Raw genomic sequence first — 16,803 nt, forward strand, 5'->3', positions numbered from 1 at the left:
TCTAACGGGTACTAACTCATTATTTATAGAGCTGTGCCAAGCTCGCAAATACAGGGTGGGAAGAAATTTAGCTTTGAAAAAGACCTCAACAACGTAGGCGGGCCCCAATTTGGGGCCCGCTTATTTTCTCCCGATCCCGAATGTTTATCTTTGTGCCGGAAATCATCCATTCTTTAACTTAAATATTGATATAGCATGCAACTGTACAATACCTTAAGTGCAAAAGAAAGGGAAAAACTCATAGAGGAAGCCGGCAAGGATCGGCTCACCATCTCTTTCTATAAATATGCACACATTGGCAACCCTCACATTTTAAGGAACCACCTTTTCATCACTTGGAACGAAATGGAGGTTCTTGGACGCATTTATGTGGCCCATGAGGGGATCAATGCCCAACTTTCTGTGCCAGCAGAAAAATTTGGGAACTTCAAAAATCATTTGGACAGCATCAGTTTTTTAGAAAATGTAAGGCTGAACATCGCTATTGAGCAGGACAATAAATCCTTTTTAAAGTTAAAGGTCAAGGTACGCAAGAAAATTGTGGCCGATGGCCTTAACGATGCCACTTTTGATGTGACCAACAAGGGAATCCATGTGGGTGCCGAAGAATTCAACAGGTTGATAGAAGACCCCGATACCGTTTTGGTGGACATGCGGAATCATTACGAAAGTGAAATTGGCCATTTTAAAAATGCCATTACCCCAGATGTGGACACCTTCAGGGACTCTTTGGATATTATTGAAAAGGACCTAGCAGAACACAAAGAAGATAAAAAATTGGTCATGTACTGTACGGGGGGCATAAGATGTGAAAAGGCAAGTGCCTATTACAAGCATAAAGGCTTCAAAAATGTTTATCAGTTGGAAGGTGGAATCATTGAGTACACCCGCCAAGTAAGAGATCAGAATCTAGAAAACAAGTTCTTGGGCAAGAACTTTGTTTTTGACCACCGAAGGGGAGAGCGCATCTCCGAGGATGTGATATCCCATTGCCACCAATGTGGGAAACCCTGCGACACCCATGTAAACTGTGCCAACGAAGCCTGTCATCTACTGTTCATACAATGCGAGGAATGTGCCGAAGCCATGGACCAATGTTGTTCCGTGGAATGCCAAGAAATACATGCCCTGCCCATTGAGGAACAAAAACGATTGCGTAAGGGCAAGGGAGCCAGTAACAAAATATTCAAAAAGGGCCGTTCTCCCGTTTTGAAATACAAGAGGTAGCATTTCACCGCTGCTATAAATTGTACTATATTTACCATAAGAATTATTTATGAACCCTATTGGGGTAGGCCAAAAACAGAGGGAAAGTCTTTGAATGTCATATCGGGTTCAGACCCGGGACACGGTCGAATGAGCAATCGACATCAAAGCTAAACTTTTGAATATAAGACTGTTATGAAATATTTATTTCTTGCAGTTAGTTTTGGAGACCCCGATCAAGATACAAAATATGGCGTGTAGCAGTTGTTCAACCGGAAAGGATGGACAACCGCGTGGTTGCAAGAACAATGGTACTTGCGGCACTGATGGTTGTAACAAGCTGACGGTCTTTGACTGGCTTTCCAATATGTCGTTGCCCAACGGTCAAACTCCTTTTGACTGTGTTGAGGTGCGTTTCAAGAACAGTAGAAAGGAATTTTATAGGAATCCGGACAATCTCCCATTGTGCATTGGCGATGTGGTGGCCACGCAGGCCAAGTCAGGGCACGATGTGGGTGTCGTGACCCTTACCGGCGAACTGGTTAGGGTGCAGATGAAACGGAAAAAAGTTTCCCCGGACGATAAGACCCTTCCAAAAATCTACAGAAAAGCCAGCCAACGTGATATCGATATTTGGCAAAAATGCCGAGATCGTGAGGAAGAAATCAAAAAACGATCACGAGAGATAGCCATTGCCCTTAAGTTGGAGATGAAACTCAGTGATGTGGAGTTCCAGGGCGATGGGTCCAAAGCAACCTTTTACTACACCGCAGAGGATCGGGTCGATTTTAGACAGTTGATCAAGGACATGGCCAAAGCCTTTGGTATCCGGATCGAGATGCGCCAAATTGGATACCGACAAGAGGCCCAGCGTTTGGGGGGAATCGGTTCCTGTGGTCGTGAATTGTGCTGTTCCACTTGGCTTTCGGATTTTAGATCGGTGAGCACGGCATCCGCAAGATACCAGCAATTGGCCCTTAACCCACAAAAATTGGCTGGTCAATGTGGCAAGCTCAAATGTTGCCTCAATTACGAACTGGACATGTATTTGGAGGCATTGCAGGATTTTCCACCGCAGGATAGCAAGATCATGACCAAAAAAGGACTTGCCTTCTGTCAAAAAGCGGATATTTTCAAGGAAACCCTTTGGTTCTCCTACAAAGATGACCCGGCAACTTGGCATGCACTTTCCAAAGAGCAGGTGTTGGAAATTTTGGAACTCAACAAGAACAACGAGAAAATCGACAGCTTGGAGGATTATGCCAATGACAATGTCGATGAAGAGAAGGCCACATTCGAGAACGTGGTCGGCCAAGACAGTTTAACGCGTTTTGATAGACCGAAAAAGAAAAAGCGCAGGAACAACAAGAATCGTAGAAAATCCAAATCAAAAGCATCTTCCAATGCAAAATAAGGTACTGGTTTTACTACTGGCCATCATTACACTGTCTTCATGCAATGACCTTTTGGTCCATTCCGAGTACAAACCCATCAAAGATGGCGAATGGCGGATGGACGAACCTGTGCAATTCGAATTTTCCAAACTTGATTCCACCGTCACTTATAATATGTTTTTGGATATCAGAAATGATGATTCTTATCCTTTCAGCAATTTATTCCTGATTGCGGAGTTAGAATATCCGAGTGGCAACGCCACAAAGGATACTTTGGAATATAAAATGGCAGAACCTTCTGGCGAATGGTTGGGAAAAGGAATGGGAAGTGTCAAGGAAAATAAACTTTGGTTCAAGGAAAACATCGTTTTCCCAGAAACTGGCGTATATAAGGTTACCGTATCACATGCCATGAGAAGAAATGGCGTTGTGGAGGGTCTCCACATTTTGGAAGGCGTAACGGATGTTGGTTTGGAAATAGAAAAAGCACCCAATAAATAATGGCAAAGACTGGTCAAAAACAGCAACAAAGCTTCGGTAAGTTTATCAAATGGTTTTGGATTCTTTTCGGGGCGGGGGTACTTTCCGTAGTACTTGTTTTTCTACTGGCCTCATGGGGGGCCTTCGGGGAGATGCCCACTTTTGAACGCTTGGAGAATCCCGAGACCAATTTGGCAACCGAATTTATTTCATCTGATGGGGAAACTTTGGGAAAACTCTATTTGGATGACAACCGTACCGATGTTCCATATAATGCGCTACCTAAGAATTTGATTGATGCCTTAATAGCTAGTGAAGATATCCGTTTTCATGACCATTCGGGAATTGATGCCCGAGGAACCCTGCGAGCAATGATATTTTTAGGAAGTCGCGGTGGCGCGAGTACTATTACACAACAGCTTTCAAAATTACTTTTCACAAAGCATGCATCTTCCAACACATTCGATAGAATAATCCAAAAAATCAAGGAATGGGTCATCGCTACTCGACTTGAAAGAAGCTATACAAAAGAAGAGATTATCAGCATGTATTTAAATATTTATGATTTTGGTAATAATGCAGATGGTATTCGTTCAGCTTCAAGAATTTATTTTGGAAAGGAGCCGGCAGAATTAAAGGTTGAAGAATCTGCAATGTTAGTGGGAATGTTACAGAATTCGTCTCTATATAATCCTATACGAAGAGAAGAACTTACGTGGAAAAAGAGAAATATAGTGCTGGGCCAAATGGCAAAATTTGAATTTATCAGTGAAGCAGAAAAAGACTCTCTTCAGGCTCAAAAGATAAATCTCAATTATAACCCTGAATCCCATCGAGAAGGATTGGCCACGTATTTTAGGATGTATATGCAACGTTGGTTGAACAATTGGGTAAAAGATAATCCCAAACCTGATGGTGAAAAATGGAACATTTACTTGGATGGTTTAAAGGTATACACCACTGTGGATTCACGAATGCAGCGTAACGCTGAGGAAGCCGTTCAGGAGCATATGAAAAATTTGCAAGCTGAGTTTTTTCATCAAAATACGCCCAAACGAAACCCTACTGCTCCGTTTTTAGACATTTCCAAAGGGGCTATCGATACTATTTTGAGGAATTCCATGCATCGCTCAGAGAGATGGCGCCATCTGAAAAGGGAAGGATTGTCCGAAAAGGAGATTGAAGCCACTTTCCATAAAAAAACAGAAATGACCGTTTTCGATTGGAACAGCGATTCCTATGAAAAGGATACGACCATGACCCCATTGGATTCTATCCGATATTATAAAACATTCCTCAGGACCGCCATGATGTCCATGGAACCCCAAACCGGGCACGTAAAAGCATGGGTAGGGGGTATTGATTACAAACATTTTCAATATGACAATGTGATCCAAGGTGCCAGGCAAGCAGGTTCTACCTTTAAACCTTTTGTATACGCGGCGGCCATAGATCAATTGCGTTATTCCCCTTGCTACACCTTGCCAGACAATATATATTGTATTGAACCGGGCAAGCATGGAAATATTGATTCTTGGTGCCCCAAAAATTCCGATGGCACCTATTCAGGGGAAGACATGACTTTGAAAAATGCTTTGGCCAACTCGGTGAACTCCATTACAGCCCAATTGATTGATAGGGTAGGTCCTGGATCTGTGGTCTCCATAGCTAGGAATATGGGCATTACCAAAGACATCCCAGAAGTGCCTTCCATTGCCTTGGGTACTTTGGATATTAATGTATTTGAAATGGTAGGGGCTTATGGAACGTTTGCCAACCAAGGGGTGTATGTAAAACCTGTGATGGTTACAAGAATAGAGGATAAGAACGGTACGGTGCTTTACGAATATACTCCGGAAACCAAAGATGTTTTGAGCAAAGACGTGGCCTATGCCATGGTGAATTTGATGGAAGGGGTAACCCAATCTGGTTCTGGGGCAAGGTTGCGACATACGGGAGCTAAGAATCAGTCAGTATACAAAGAAGTGGTTACAGGCTATCCTTATGAATTTAACAATCCCATTGCCGGAAAAACGGGTACGACCCAAAACCAAAGTGACGGTTGGTTTATGGGCATGGTGCCCAATTTAGTGACCGGAGTATGGGTTGGTGGAGAGGAAAGATCAATTCATTTTTCAAGTATTACTTATGGTCAAGGCGCAGCAATGGCCTTGCCTATCTGGGGCTTGTATATGAAGAAGAACTATGCCAACGAAGAGATTGGGGTGTCCAAAGATGCTTTTGAGGAGCCAGAGGAGATGTCCATCAATTTGGATTGTTCCAAACAGGCTCAAGAAGAACAAGATGATTTAGACATAGAGGACGATTTGGACGGATTGGATTTTTAAACCAGACCTTTTAAAAAACTTTTAGCCCCAAGCTGATTACAATTTGCTTGGGGCTTTTTTATTTAAATCGTAATTTCAGGCAATCAAAAATGAGAATCAGATGATCAAGAAAACAGTGGCCAATGTGCAAGAGGCTTTGGGCGGTGTTCAAGATGGGATGACCTTTATGTTGGGAGGTTTTGGCCTATGTGGTATCCCGGAAAATGCCATTGCAGAACTGGTACGGTTGGGCATCAAGGACATTACCTGCATTTCCAACAATGCGGGAGTGGATGATTTTGGATTGGGGTTGTTGCTTCAAAAACATCAGATCAAAAAAATGATATCCTCCTACGTGGGTGAAAACGACGAGTTCGAACGCCAAATGCTCAGCGGCGAATTGGAAGTGGAACTAACGCCACAAGGTACTTTGGCGGAAAAATGCAGGGCTGCCCAAGCCGGTTTCCCTGCTTTTTATACCCCAGCCGGATATGGAACCGAAGTCGCCGAAGGTAAGGAGACCAGAGAGTTTGATGGTAAGATGTATGTGCTGGAACCGGCTTTTAAGGCCGATTTTTCCTTTGTGAAAGCTTGGAAAGGTGATGAAGCGGGCAACCTTATTTTTAAGGGAACGGCAAGGAACTTTAATCCTTGTATGTGCGGGGCGGCGACCATAACCGTAGCCGAAGTGGAGGAATTGCTCCCTGCTGGAAGTTTGGACCCCAATGAAATCCATATCCCGGGCATATTTGTCCAGCGCATTTTCCAAGGAGAAAAGTATGAGAAACGAATTGAACAAAGAACGGTAAGACAGAGAGTATAGCTATGTTGGATAAAAATGGAATAGCAAAACGCATTGCAAAGGAAGTCAAGGACGGGTATTATGTGAACCTGGGTATAGGCATTCCCACTTTGGTGGCCAATTTTGTGCGGGACGATATCAGTGTGGAATTTCAAAGTGAAAATGGTGTATTGGGTATGGGACCCTTCCCGTTTGAGGGAGATGAAGATCCGGATATCATCAATGCGGGAAAACAGACCATTACCACCTTGCCCGGAGCCTCATTTTTTGATTCTGCCACCAGTTTTGCCATGATCAGGGGAAAACATGTGCACCTCACCATTTTAGGTGCTATGGAGGTATCCGAAAACGGAGATATTGCCAATTGGAAGATTCCAGGCAAAATGGTGAAGGGTATGGGAGGTGCCATGGACTTGGTAGCCTCGGCAGAAAACATCATCGTGGCCATGATGCATACAAATAGGGCAGGGGAATCCAAATTATTGAAAAGATGCACGCTTCCGCTCACCGGAGTGGGCTGTGTAAAAAAGATCGTGACCAATTTGGCCGTTTTGGAGATTACGGAAGACGGCTTTAAGTTACTGGAAAGGGCTCCTGGGGTTTCCGTGGACGAGATTGTAAAGGCAACCGAAGGAAAGCTGGTTGTGGATGGCGACATCCCTGAAATGAATATTTAGCAAATACCAAACGTTTTTTTACAACAAAAAGAAATCATTACACAACAATAGTTTTAATTTACCGTTTATCGGATTTATATTTGGTTATATCGATTATTTGACCCAAATTAATATCCTAAAACCAAACTACCATGTCCCTAAAATCTAATAACACGATGGACGAGAATGTCCAAGTTTACAGAAACGACTTTTTTACTGGATTTATGCTCTTGATCAAGAAGCTTTTTATGCTATAGACCACAAATCCTTCCCCCTGAAAAATTTGGAGCCGGCAACTTTGTTAGGCTCTTTTTTTTGCGATATTTTTAGGCAAAACAACAGTTATGGCCCTAACCCATCGGAAGTGTACCGATACAGATTTGGACACCTTGGTCAATATATCCAGGGAAACGTTTATCGCCGCTTTTGAAAAGGATAACGACCCCAAGGATTTTCAGGAGTACCTCCGGAAGGCCTTCCATCCGGATAAGATGGCCTTGGAACTCCATGATGATGATTCTCTTTTTCATTTTGTTTTTGAGGATGAGGTCTTGGTAGGGTACTTCAAACTGAACCTAAACGATTCCCAAACCGACATCAAGGACCGCAATGCCTTGGAAATTGAACGCATCTACGTGTTGGGACCTCACCAAGGCAAACAGATTGGCGCTTGGATGCTCCGTCAGATTATCGGATTGGCTGAGAGTCTGAACAAAGCGTTCATTTGGCTGGGAGTATGGGAGCACAATCCAAAGGCTATCAAATTTTACCAAAGACATGGGTTTGAAAAATTCGCCGAACATCCTTACTACATCGGTACCGACAAACAAACGGATTGGCTGTTGCGGTTAGACCTTCAATAACTTCCCCAGATAGATGATGTCGCTTTCGGCGCGAAGCTTATAGGCGATGGAATTTTCAAAAGCTGCGTGGATGAGAAGGGCAATGGCCTGCGCATTCATTTTGGTTAGGCTATTGGTACGGTAGACCACATCCCGGATGGTGGAAAAGCTCACATGACTCTGTATGGCGACATTGGCATAATCGTTTTTGGACACATTTCTACGAATGACTTCGGAAAGGTGTTCACTTATGGGTTTACCATACTCACTTTCGTTAAAAATCATATCACTTTTAAGAACCAGACCTAAATCTTTGATTGAACCCATGTAAATTCTATTGAGAATGCATAATATCATGTTGGGGTCAAATCCTATTTTCTATATTTGGCCTGTAACCCAATTACAGAAAAGCAGAGAAATTGCTGCGGCTAGTGCATATTGCGTAACAATATTACACAATATAGAAAATAATGTATATAATTAAGCAGTTAAGGCGTAAAAAAAATATAAGCCAATCAGAATTGGGTAAAGAAATCGGTGTGAGTTTGCGCACCATTCAGCTCTACGAAAGGAAGGACGCCAACATTCCTATAAAGAACCTTACCAAAATTGCCGAATACTTTGGGCTTACCATTGCGGAACTCTATATGCACGAAGTGAACGACATGGGAGAGGCCTATACCAAAAAGCAGCCCTTTACCAAACAGGGCAGCGTGTTTTATCCTTTGGATTTTGGCAAATATTTGGTGATGGCACCCTTGGTTTTGGTGGAATGGCATAGAAAATATTTGGAAAGCCTGAGCAAGGAAGGGATGCAAAATCCGTTTCAGGCGGGCTTTGTTATCGACTTTTTGGCCGATGAACCCCATCGGGTCTTTGAAATTTCTGGTGATTCCATGAACGATGGTAGTCTGGATGCCATCCCGAACAAGGCTTTTGTTCTGGGACTGGAGATGAAAAAGGAAAGTTTGGGCCGTGGCAATGAAACTTTTTGGAACCAACCCTACATTTTGGTCTGTGCCGATAGAATTATCTGTAAGCAGCTTACAGGGTTCAACAAACAGGCCAGGTCCATTCAGTGTCATAACCTTAACACATCACCCGAATATCAAGATTTTGAGTTGTCGTTAGATGAGGTGCTCCAAGTCTTCAAAGTGGTCAAAAAGCAGCTTTGACCTCTTCCAAATGGGTGAGGACTTCTTCTAAACAGGTATCAAGGTTCTTTTTCACTTGTGTTTCCCAAAACCGGAACACTTTGTAGCCCATTTCATCCAGAGCTTCATTTACTTCTTCATCCCGTTGGATGTTCCGCTCGATTTTGGCGATCCAAAATTCACGGTTGGTTTTGATTTTGTCCCGTCGTTCCACCCAATTGTATCCATGCCAGAACTCCCCATCAATAAAGATGACCGTCTTATATTTTTTTAGGGCGATATCGGGCTTCCCAATGAGTTTTTTGTAGTCGATACGATAACGATAGCCTGCTTCCCATAACGCTTTTCTAAAGGCCAATTCTGGCTTGGTGTTCTTGCCACGGATTTTACCCATGATCTTGGAACGCTCTGGGGTAGTGTAAAAACCACTTTCCTCATTGAACCGAGGTACTTTGATACGTTCCTGTGAATATTTTTTGGGCATATAGCAATTTACAAAGGTTTCTGCGAAAATCTGGCCTAGCTATGGAATGACACAGAACCTATTTTGTGCATCCGAATAGGATTAAGTGTCGATAGTCATTCTGAGTGAGCGCAGCAAACAAAGAATCTCCATCATAATCTTAATGATTTAGTTTTTCAGGGTCCCTTCGACTACGCGCAGGGACCGGACAGAAAACAAAAAACCCAAATTCCGAATGGAGTTTGGGTTTTGTAACTTGATATGCTAAACGGTTATCCTTTCAAAGTGGCAGAAAGGTATTCCCTGTTCATTCGGGCAATGTTGGTCAATGAAATCCCTTTGGGGCATTCCACTTCGCAAGCTCCAGTGTTGGTACAGTTTCCAAAACCTTCGAGATCCATTTGGCGCACCATATTCTGTACACGCTCTACAGCTTCAATCCTACCTTGTGGCAACAAAGCAAACTGGGAAACTTTGGCCGAGGTGAACAACATGGCACTGGCATTTTTACAAGCGGCCACACAAGCCCCACAACCGATACAGGTAGCGGCATCCATGGCCTCATCGGCATCGTGCTTATTGATGGGAATGCAGTTGGCATCTACTGTGTTTCCGGAAGTGTTCACAGAAATATAGCCTCCTGCCTGTTGGATCCTGTCAAAAGCACTTCGGTCCACGATCAAATCCTTGATTACAGGGAACGCATTGGCACGGAACGGTTCGATCACAATGGTATCGCCATCGTTGAACTTGCGCATGTGCAATTGGCAAGTGGTCACCAATCTATCCGGACCGTGTGGCTCACCGTTGATCTGCAAGGAACAGGTTCCGCAGATACCCTCACGACAATCATGGTCAAATTCCACAGGCTCTTCTCCTTTAGAGACCAATTCCTCGTTAAGGATGTCCAACATTTCCAAGAAAGACATATCCCCTTCAACACCGTCAAGGGTGTAATCAACTATTTTACCTGGTGAAGATGCGTCTTTTTGACGCCATATTTTTAGATATAATTTCATAGCTTCTTATTTGTAGGATCGTGTCTTTAGTTCAATGTTTTCGTATACCAAATCCTCTTTGTGCAATTTGGCATCCTTAGGCTCGCCCACGTATTCCCAAGCGGCCACAAATTTAAAGTTCTCGTCATCACGAAGGGCTTCACCTTCCTCGGTTTGGTATTCCTCACGGAAGTGACCCCCACAGGATTCGTTCCTTTGCAAGGCATCCTTGGCGAACAATTCTCCCAACTCCAAGAAATCGGCTACCCTTCCAGCTTTTTCCAATTCTTGGTTTTTGGATTCGATGGTCCCGGTCACTTTTACGTTTTCCCAGAAATCCTTTCTCAGTTCGGCAATCTCCTTGATGGCTTCTTCCAATCCTTTGGCGTTACGGGCCATACCACATTTGTTCCACATAATCTTGCCCAGCTTTTTGTGATAGTAATCCACGGAATGGATACCAGAACCGGACATCAATTTTTCCATGCGATCGCGAACCTGTTTTTCAGCCTCGTCGAATGCTGCGGAATCCGTTGGGATTTTACCGGTCCTAATGTCTTTGGACAAATAATCCCCAATAGTATAAGGCAACACAAAATAGCCGTCAGCCAGACCTTGCATCAAGGCAGAGGCGCCCAAACGGTTGGCACCGTGATCGCTGAAGTTGGCCTCACCGGCACAGTAACAACCAGGGATGGTGGTCTGAAGGTTATAATCCACCCAAAGTCCGCCCATGGTATAGTGTACCGCTGGATAGATTTTCATTGGGGTCTTATATGGATTCTCGTCCACGATTTTTTCATACATCTGGAAAAGGTTACCGTATTTGGCTTCGATAACTTCCTCGCCCAATTTGATGATAGTGGCTTCATCCGGATCTTTGATACCCGAGGTCATGGCCTTTTCTTTTCCATATCGTTTGATGGCGGAAGCAAAATCCAAATACACGGCCTCCCCGGTCTTGTTCACTCCGAATCCGGCATCGCAACGCTCTTTGGCTGCCCTTGAGGCCACATCACGGGGCACTAGGTTACCAAATGCGGGATATCTCCTTTCCAAATAGTAGTCACGGTCTTCCTCGGCAATCTGCGTAGGCTTCAATTTTCCTTCACGGATGGCCACGGCATCTTCCATTTTCTTGGGAACCCAAATACGTCCATCGTTACGGAGCGATTCAGACATCAAGGTCAATTTGGATTGATGGTCTCCGGAAACAGGAATACAGGTCGGGTGAATCTGGGTAAAACATGGATTGGCAAAGAAGGCACCTTTTCGGTGGGCCCTCCAAGCGGCCATCACATTGCTTCCCATGGCGTTTGTGGATAGGAAGAACACGTTTCCGTACCCTCCGGTGGCCAATACCACGGCGTGGGCACTGTGTCTTTCAATTTTTCCAGAAACTAGGTCACGTGCAATGATACCACGCGCTTTGCCATCAACCAAAACCAAATCCATCATTTCATGACGAGTGAAGGATTGGATCTTACCGCGGTTGATCTGACGGTTCATGGCAGCATAGGCTCCTAACAACAATTGCTGTCCGGTCTGTCCTTTCGCGTAGAAAGTACGGGACACCAATACTCCTCCAAAGGAGCGGTTGTCCAACATACCGCCATATTCACGGGCAAAGGGAACGCCTTGTGCCACACATTGGTCTATGATATTTCCGGATACTTCGGCCAAACGGTATACGTTGGCCTCGCGGGAACGGTAATCGCCCCCTTTGATGGTATCGTAGAAAAGACGGTAGTTACTGTCGCCATCCCCTTGATAGTTCTTGGCTGCGTTGATACCTCCCTGGGCGGCAATGGAGTGTGCCCTACGTGGAGAATCTTGATAACAGAAGGTTTTAACGTTGTAACCCAACTCGGCCAATGTTGCGGCGGCTGCACCACCGGCAAGCCCAGTACCGACAACGATAATGTCGATGTTCCTTTTGTTGGCAGGGTTAACAAGATTGATATCGTTTTTATGCTTGGTCCATTTATCGGCCAATGGCCCTGATGGAATTTTAGAATCCAATATGCCCATAATTAATGTGTTATTGGGTTAAGGTGATGATAGATGGCGATAAAAGCAAATAGCAGGGGAACCACCACCGCAAAAGTTTTGGCGCATCTTTTAATGTTGGGAGTGTATTTGTTGTTGACCCCCATGGATTGGAACGAAGACGCAAATCCGTGCCATAGGTGAAGACCCAATAGTACGAAGGCAATCACATACAATACCGTTCTCCAGATAGGGGCGAATTTTTCCACGGTCTCATGGTAGTAACGGGTTGGATCCTCTGGATTTGCTTCCACGTATTTGTAGGCCATTTCATGTACCCAAAAATCATAGAAGTGCAAGGCCAAGAAAGCAAGTACCACCAATCCGGAATAGATCATGTTTCGGGATACCCATGGCGCATTGGCGCTTCCATTGTATTTTACGTAACCGATGCCCCTCGCTTTTTTGTTCTGGATTTCGAGTACGAAGCCCATCACAAAATGCACGATCACCCCAATGATCAAAATGGGTTGCATCAGAAACTGTACCAACGGGTTGTAGCCCATAAAATGGGAAGCTTCGTTAAAAAAATCGGGGGAGAGCACCGAAGCTAAATTGATGGTCACATGCAGCAGCAGAAAGATGACCAAAAAAAGACCCGAAAGTGCCATTACATATTTTCGGGCCAACGAAGATTTTATCAAACTCATTAGAAGTTAGTTTTTCAACAAATTTACAGTACGGACAAGTTTTTAACAAGTAATAAAACGTTTGAAACCTCTTATTTAGAAACGTTATAAGAAAAAACGGAGTATTTGATATACTTCTTAAAACAAAAAAAGCTCCTTATGGAGCTTTTTAGGGGAGATAAGATTGGATCAATCCCATTCGAAGACAAAATTGCCACGTAGGGTCGTGGAATCGGGATCAAAACGGACCACAAACCACTTGCCACTTATTTTTGCGGTGAGCATATCGTTGTCCAAGGTACCTTCAAAATAGGAATGCTCATCCGTTTGGGGAACATCTTGGGGATCCATGTCACTGCAATAGGTACACAACCGCATTTGAATGGCATTACCCTCAATGGACCATACCCCTACACCTTCCGACCCCACTTCGTCAATGAGTTCAATGTCCAAGGTTCCATCCTCATAAAGTTGGAGTATGGAATTGTATTCCACTTCTTCTGAATCGGGATCGTTGTTTCTTCCACCGACCCAGAAAGTGTATTTCAACACGCTGGTCAACAAAAAACTGGTTTCCCAGCTTTGGGAACCGCTTTGGGCAATGACCGTGACCTCATGCTCGCCCACTTGCAAGCTTCTTTCTATGGATATGGCGCCAGTGTTTTTGTCAATGGTCAATCCCTCAATGGAATTTTTCAACGAGAAAGTTCCGTTTTCTTGAGGCCACTCTATGGAGGGTTGGGGAATGGTTCCCTGTGAACGAAAGGCTACCTCAAAATTTTCTGATGCATAATGGAAATCAACGGGTTTTGTATCATCGTCATTACTGCAAGCCAGTATGATAAACATACAAATGCCTAAAATCGAATATTTTTTCATGGTGTTTTTAAAGGTTCTTGGTTTCATATTCCACAACATAGTTGATGATCGGCCCGAGGGGAACATTGGGCTTTACTTGGAACGAGACCAGATTTCCATTGCCATCCCAAATTTTATTTTGAAAGAAATAACCAGCATCTCCCGTCTGTATCAAAGCGATGTCGTGCTGACTAAAAAAGAACAGATCAAAAGGGGACAGATAAAACATCAGTCCATGCCAAATTACCAGGGCGTTCTGTGGTTTCAGATATTGGAAAACACCTTCGTCGCCCTCAGAAAACTGAAGGGTATAGTTATTTTCTGCAATGGCAATTTTTATGAGTTGCCCATCGGGGTCGAAACTCCATTCGGTTGGTAGGTTTGCCAAATCGCCCTCAACAAGGTAACGGTTGTCCTCAGGTCCGGAATAGGTGGCAGATAAATTGTAATCCGAATTATCGGCGCTTAAACCAATATCGGTAATGGTACCTTCGGAATCATACCCAAAGGTAAAGTTGTATTGCGAGCTACCCTGACCATTTTCAGACATTACACTTGTCAACAACCCGGTTTCAGCATAGTTGAAATGGGAAATAAGTTGGGTGGTTTCATCCAAAGAGTTTCTCTCTATATCCATCTGGACCAGTTGATTTTTTGAATTGTATGACAACTGGTATAGAACTGTTTCACCAGAACCGTAGGCCAAGGAAATAGTTTTGGGGAAATATGCCTTTTTTGTTGGTTCGCCCCCAGAATCTTTGGAACACGAAAACAGCAATACCAGTGCAGTGCCCATAAAAAGGCCAGACATGATAGATTTCATGGAAATTGAATTTGAACAGAGCAGCATACAGGTGTTATTGGGTTGAAAAGGTCACAAGCAGGGAGTAAATGTACTCCCCAACTGGGCGGTCATAGAAAATGGATGTCTCCACTTGTTTGCCCACATATTGGTTGTCCTCCACAACCATTACCTCTCCCAGTTCCCTGCCTAAGGTTTGGGCGATAGCAGCAGCCTTTGTTCGGGCATCGTTCAGTGCATCGTCGTATAGTTTTTTTGATTCTTTGGAATCGATTTCCAGAATGGCAATGGCATTCAAACGCTGAAGCCCGAGGGATTTGATTCCCAGAAAGGCACGCATTTTTTCAGTGGAAGTGGTGGTATACTCATATACAGCACCTTCCTTATCGTACCCCATGGTCTCAAACCCGAATTCGTACGGGGTTTCCTTGAGTTCGCTCCACGATATTCCACTGGATTCCAGGGCTTTTTTATAGTGGGATTGCAATTCTTCAAGACCCATTCCGTCAGCAGCATAGCTGGAAAATGCAGTGCTCAATGATACAATGGCCTTGTAGGTGGGAGAGGGATCCATGTGGATGGCCCTGGCGCTTACTTTAATGGTAGTGGCTTTCTCCTGGGATATTCCAAGAAATGGCAGCAAAGCCAATATGAAGTATAATAGATGTTTCATAATGATAAGAATAAAATCCCAACAATAAGTTGGGATTATGATTTTACTCTGGAATATGGAAAAGAGATATCAGTTCTTCGTAACTCATTTTGGAATAATCCACCTTAGATTTACCGCTTGTAGACGGGGTGCCACCCGGGATGATGATATATCGGTAATCGTCATAAATGGGGATTTCAATATCCGAACCATCAATGGAAGTGATCCATATATTGATGTTTTGGTTAAGATCGTTAATCTGGAAATCATAATGTTGCATCCGTAGGCCGAAAATGGATTTGGGCAAGGGCTCAATAATGGTATATGCGGTGGTATACCTGCCATATACTGAGATGTATCCGTTTGCCTTGATCTCATCCGTCAATCCCTCTACATTTTGAATTGGAAAAGAGGCATGGGTGTCTGCAATGGGAGATTCAAAACCGGAAGGGATCCAATCGGAATAAATGACGTTGGCGGTGCCGGTTTCCCCTGTTTCCCCTTGTTCTCCCTGAGGACCTGTTTGCCCCTGTTCCCCTTGAATGCCTTGTGGGCCCATGGCACCGTCTTGGCCATCGTCAGGTGAGCAGGCTAGGAACATGATTCCTAATATGGGCCATATAAAAAATAGCTTTTTCATATGCTTTCAAAATTTAGTTTTTTAAAGTTGGGGGAACTTGAGCTTTCTGAAAAAGGGTCTATTCGGGAATGTTGAAATACTCCACAACCTCTTCGTAAGTCATCTTGGTTAAGTCAGCATTGGAACCTGATTTTCCAGAAGTGGAAACTCCGCCGGGAATAAGCACATATCGATATTGCGCCAAAAAGGAGCCGTCCCCTACATCTTCTCCCTGTTCATTGGCATGGACATTAATTTCAATATTTCCGGACGTTGCTACAAAGTAATAGGATTGCTGTCTCGCTGCCCCAAACACAATGGGAAGCTGGTATACAATGTTGCCATCCACCAGGTCAACCCTTCTTGCATAAACCAAAATAGTCCCGAAGTTCAACATATCGGCGTCAATTTCTGGGGCATCAATATCAAATGATGCAGAACTGGCGGCAATGCTGTTTCCCAGCTCGGTGTTTACCCAGTCCGAGTACATTACGTTGGCAGTTCCAGGCTCTCCTTGTTCGCCCTGTGGCCCTTGCTCTCCTTGTTCGCCTTGAATTCCCTGAATTCCTTGTTCCCCTTGTGGTCCTGTGGCACCATCTTCCCCATCATCCGAGGAACATGATGTGATCAGTATTAAGGACAGGGCCATTGGAAATAACATTTTAAATGACAATACACTTGTTTTCATGTTTTTGTTTTTTTTTGGGTTTCAAGAGGCCAAATTAGGAGTATGGATACTGTGCTGATTTGCAATTGTGATTTGTAGTAGAATCAGTTTCGTCAGAAACCAATTTTAATGTGCGGATCGATGAACGGATAAATACAATGCTTGATTTACCATTCATACGGAATAGCTGCGATACACACACCAT

18 protein-coding genes are annotated in these 16,803 nt (G+C 43.9%); 8 read left to right on the forward strand and 10 right to left on the reverse strand.

The genetic code is table 11. The features are described 5' to 3' along the window. Positions 1-195: 195 nt before the first annotated feature. From trhO to D2U88_RS04205, 7 genes are all read left to right on the forward strand, one after another. Positions 196-1,227, forward strand: coding sequence for an oxygen-dependent tRNA uridine(34) hydroxylase TrhO (trhO, locus tag D2U88_RS04175; protein WP_119639051.1), 1,032 nt, complete (start codon positions 196-198; stop codon positions 1,225-1,227). 229 nt (positions 1,228-1,456) lie between these two features. Next, positions 1,457-2,620 carry a PSP1 domain-containing protein gene (locus tag D2U88_RS04180; RefSeq protein ID WP_119639135.1) on the forward strand — a complete coding sequence of 388 codons (1,164 nt, stop codon included), beginning with the start codon at positions 1,457-1,459 and terminating at the stop codon, positions 2,618-2,620. Next, positions 2,610-3,101, forward strand: a complete 492-nt coding sequence (locus D2U88_RS04185) for a gliding motility lipoprotein GldH (RefSeq protein WP_119639052.1) — start codon at positions 2,610-2,612, stop codon at positions 3,099-3,101. The genes D2U88_RS04180 and D2U88_RS04185 overlap by 11 nt, the downstream gene beginning before the upstream one ends. After that, positions 3,101-5,428: a penicillin-binding protein 1A gene (locus tag D2U88_RS04190; protein WP_119639053.1), complete on the forward strand. Its 2,328-nt coding sequence runs from the start codon at positions 3,101-3,103 to the stop codon at positions 5,426-5,428. The genes D2U88_RS04185 and D2U88_RS04190 overlap by 1 nt, the downstream gene beginning before the upstream one ends. A gap of 100 nt (positions 5,429-5,528) precedes the next feature. Continuing rightward, the gene (locus D2U88_RS04195; protein ID WP_119639054.1) at positions 5,529-6,230 is read left to right on the forward strand and encodes a CoA transferase subunit A; all 702 of its coding nucleotides are present in this window, start codon (positions 5,529-5,531) and stop codon (positions 6,228-6,230) included. A gap of 2 nt (positions 6,231-6,232) precedes the next feature. Continuing rightward, a complete protein-coding gene (locus D2U88_RS04200) occupies positions 6,233-6,886 on the forward strand; it encodes a 3-oxoacid CoA-transferase subunit B (RefSeq protein WP_119639055.1) in 654 nt (217 codons plus the stop codon). A gap of 323 nt (positions 6,887-7,209) precedes the next feature. Then, positions 7,210-7,728 carry a GNAT family N-acetyltransferase gene (locus D2U88_RS04205; protein ID WP_119639056.1) on the forward strand — a complete coding sequence of 173 codons (519 nt, stop codon included), beginning with the start codon at positions 7,210-7,212 and terminating at the stop codon, positions 7,726-7,728. Here D2U88_RS04205 and D2U88_RS04210 read toward each other — a convergent pair. After that, entirely contained in the window at positions 7,714-8,034 is a 321-nt protein-coding gene (locus D2U88_RS04210) for a hypothetical protein (RefSeq protein ID WP_119639057.1), read from the reverse strand. The genes D2U88_RS04205 and D2U88_RS04210 overlap by 15 nt on opposite strands. Before the next feature lie 143 nt (positions 8,035-8,177). Between D2U88_RS04210 and D2U88_RS04215 the strand changes: the two genes are divergently transcribed. After that, positions 8,178-8,882, forward strand: coding sequence for a helix-turn-helix domain-containing protein (locus D2U88_RS04215; RefSeq protein WP_119639058.1), 705 nt, complete (start codon positions 8,178-8,180; stop codon positions 8,880-8,882). Here the strand turns inward: D2U88_RS04215 and D2U88_RS04220 are convergent. The 9 genes from D2U88_RS04220 to D2U88_RS04260 all read right to left on the reverse strand — a co-directional run bounded on the left by D2U88_RS04220 (position 8,866) and on the right by D2U88_RS04260 (position 16,580). Further along, the gene (locus tag D2U88_RS04220; RefSeq protein ID WP_119639059.1) at positions 8,866-9,345 is read right to left on the reverse strand and encodes a very short patch repair endonuclease; all 480 of its coding nucleotides are present in this window, start codon (positions 9,343-9,345) and stop codon (positions 8,866-8,868) included. The two genes, D2U88_RS04215 and D2U88_RS04220, sit on opposite strands and share 17 nt — an antisense overlap. A gap of 251 nt (positions 9,346-9,596) precedes the next feature. Then, a complete protein-coding gene (locus tag D2U88_RS04225) occupies positions 9,597-10,343 on the reverse strand; it encodes a succinate dehydrogenase/fumarate reductase iron-sulfur subunit (protein ID WP_119639060.1) in 747 nt (248 codons plus the stop codon). A 6-nt stretch (positions 10,344-10,349) separates the two neighbouring features. Continuing rightward, complete coding sequence (locus tag D2U88_RS04230) at positions 10,350-12,353, reverse strand: fumarate reductase/succinate dehydrogenase flavoprotein subunit (protein ID WP_119639061.1); 2,004 nt, start codon at positions 12,351-12,353, stop codon at positions 10,350-10,352. Between the two features lie 2 nt (positions 12,354-12,355). Further along, positions 12,356-13,021, reverse strand: coding sequence for a succinate dehydrogenase cytochrome b subunit (locus D2U88_RS04235; RefSeq protein WP_119639062.1), 666 nt, complete (start codon positions 13,019-13,021; stop codon positions 12,356-12,358). A gap of 168 nt (positions 13,022-13,189) precedes the next feature. Continuing rightward, positions 13,190-13,879: a hypothetical protein gene (locus D2U88_RS04240; RefSeq protein ID WP_147378523.1), complete on the reverse strand. Its 690-nt coding sequence runs from the start codon at positions 13,877-13,879 to the stop codon at positions 13,190-13,192. 7 nt (positions 13,880-13,886) lie between these two features. Then, the gene (locus D2U88_RS04245; protein ID WP_147378524.1) at positions 13,887-14,681 is read right to left on the reverse strand and encodes a hypothetical protein; all 795 of its coding nucleotides are present in this window, start codon (positions 14,679-14,681) and stop codon (positions 13,887-13,889) included. Between the two features lie 34 nt (positions 14,682-14,715). Next, on the reverse strand, positions 14,716-15,333 hold the full coding sequence (locus D2U88_RS04250) for an SIMPL domain-containing protein (RefSeq protein WP_119639065.1): 618 nt from the start codon (positions 15,331-15,333) through the stop codon (positions 14,716-14,718). A gap of 43 nt (positions 15,334-15,376) precedes the next feature. After that, the gene (locus D2U88_RS04255) at positions 15,377-15,952 is read right to left on the reverse strand and encodes a collagen-like protein (protein ID WP_119639066.1); all 576 of its coding nucleotides are present in this window, start codon (positions 15,950-15,952) and stop codon (positions 15,377-15,379) included. Positions 15,953-16,010: 58 nt separating this feature from the next. Then, the gene (locus tag D2U88_RS04260) at positions 16,011-16,580 is read right to left on the reverse strand and encodes a collagen-like protein (RefSeq protein WP_119639067.1); all 570 of its coding nucleotides are present in this window, start codon (positions 16,578-16,580) and stop codon (positions 16,011-16,013) included. Positions 16,581-16,803 lie beyond the last annotated feature (223 nt).

Source organism: Flagellimonas aequoris (assembly GCF_003584165.1).
Taxonomy (GTDB): Bacteria; Bacteroidota; Bacteroidia; order Flavobacteriales; family Flavobacteriaceae; genus Flagellimonas; species Flagellimonas aequoris.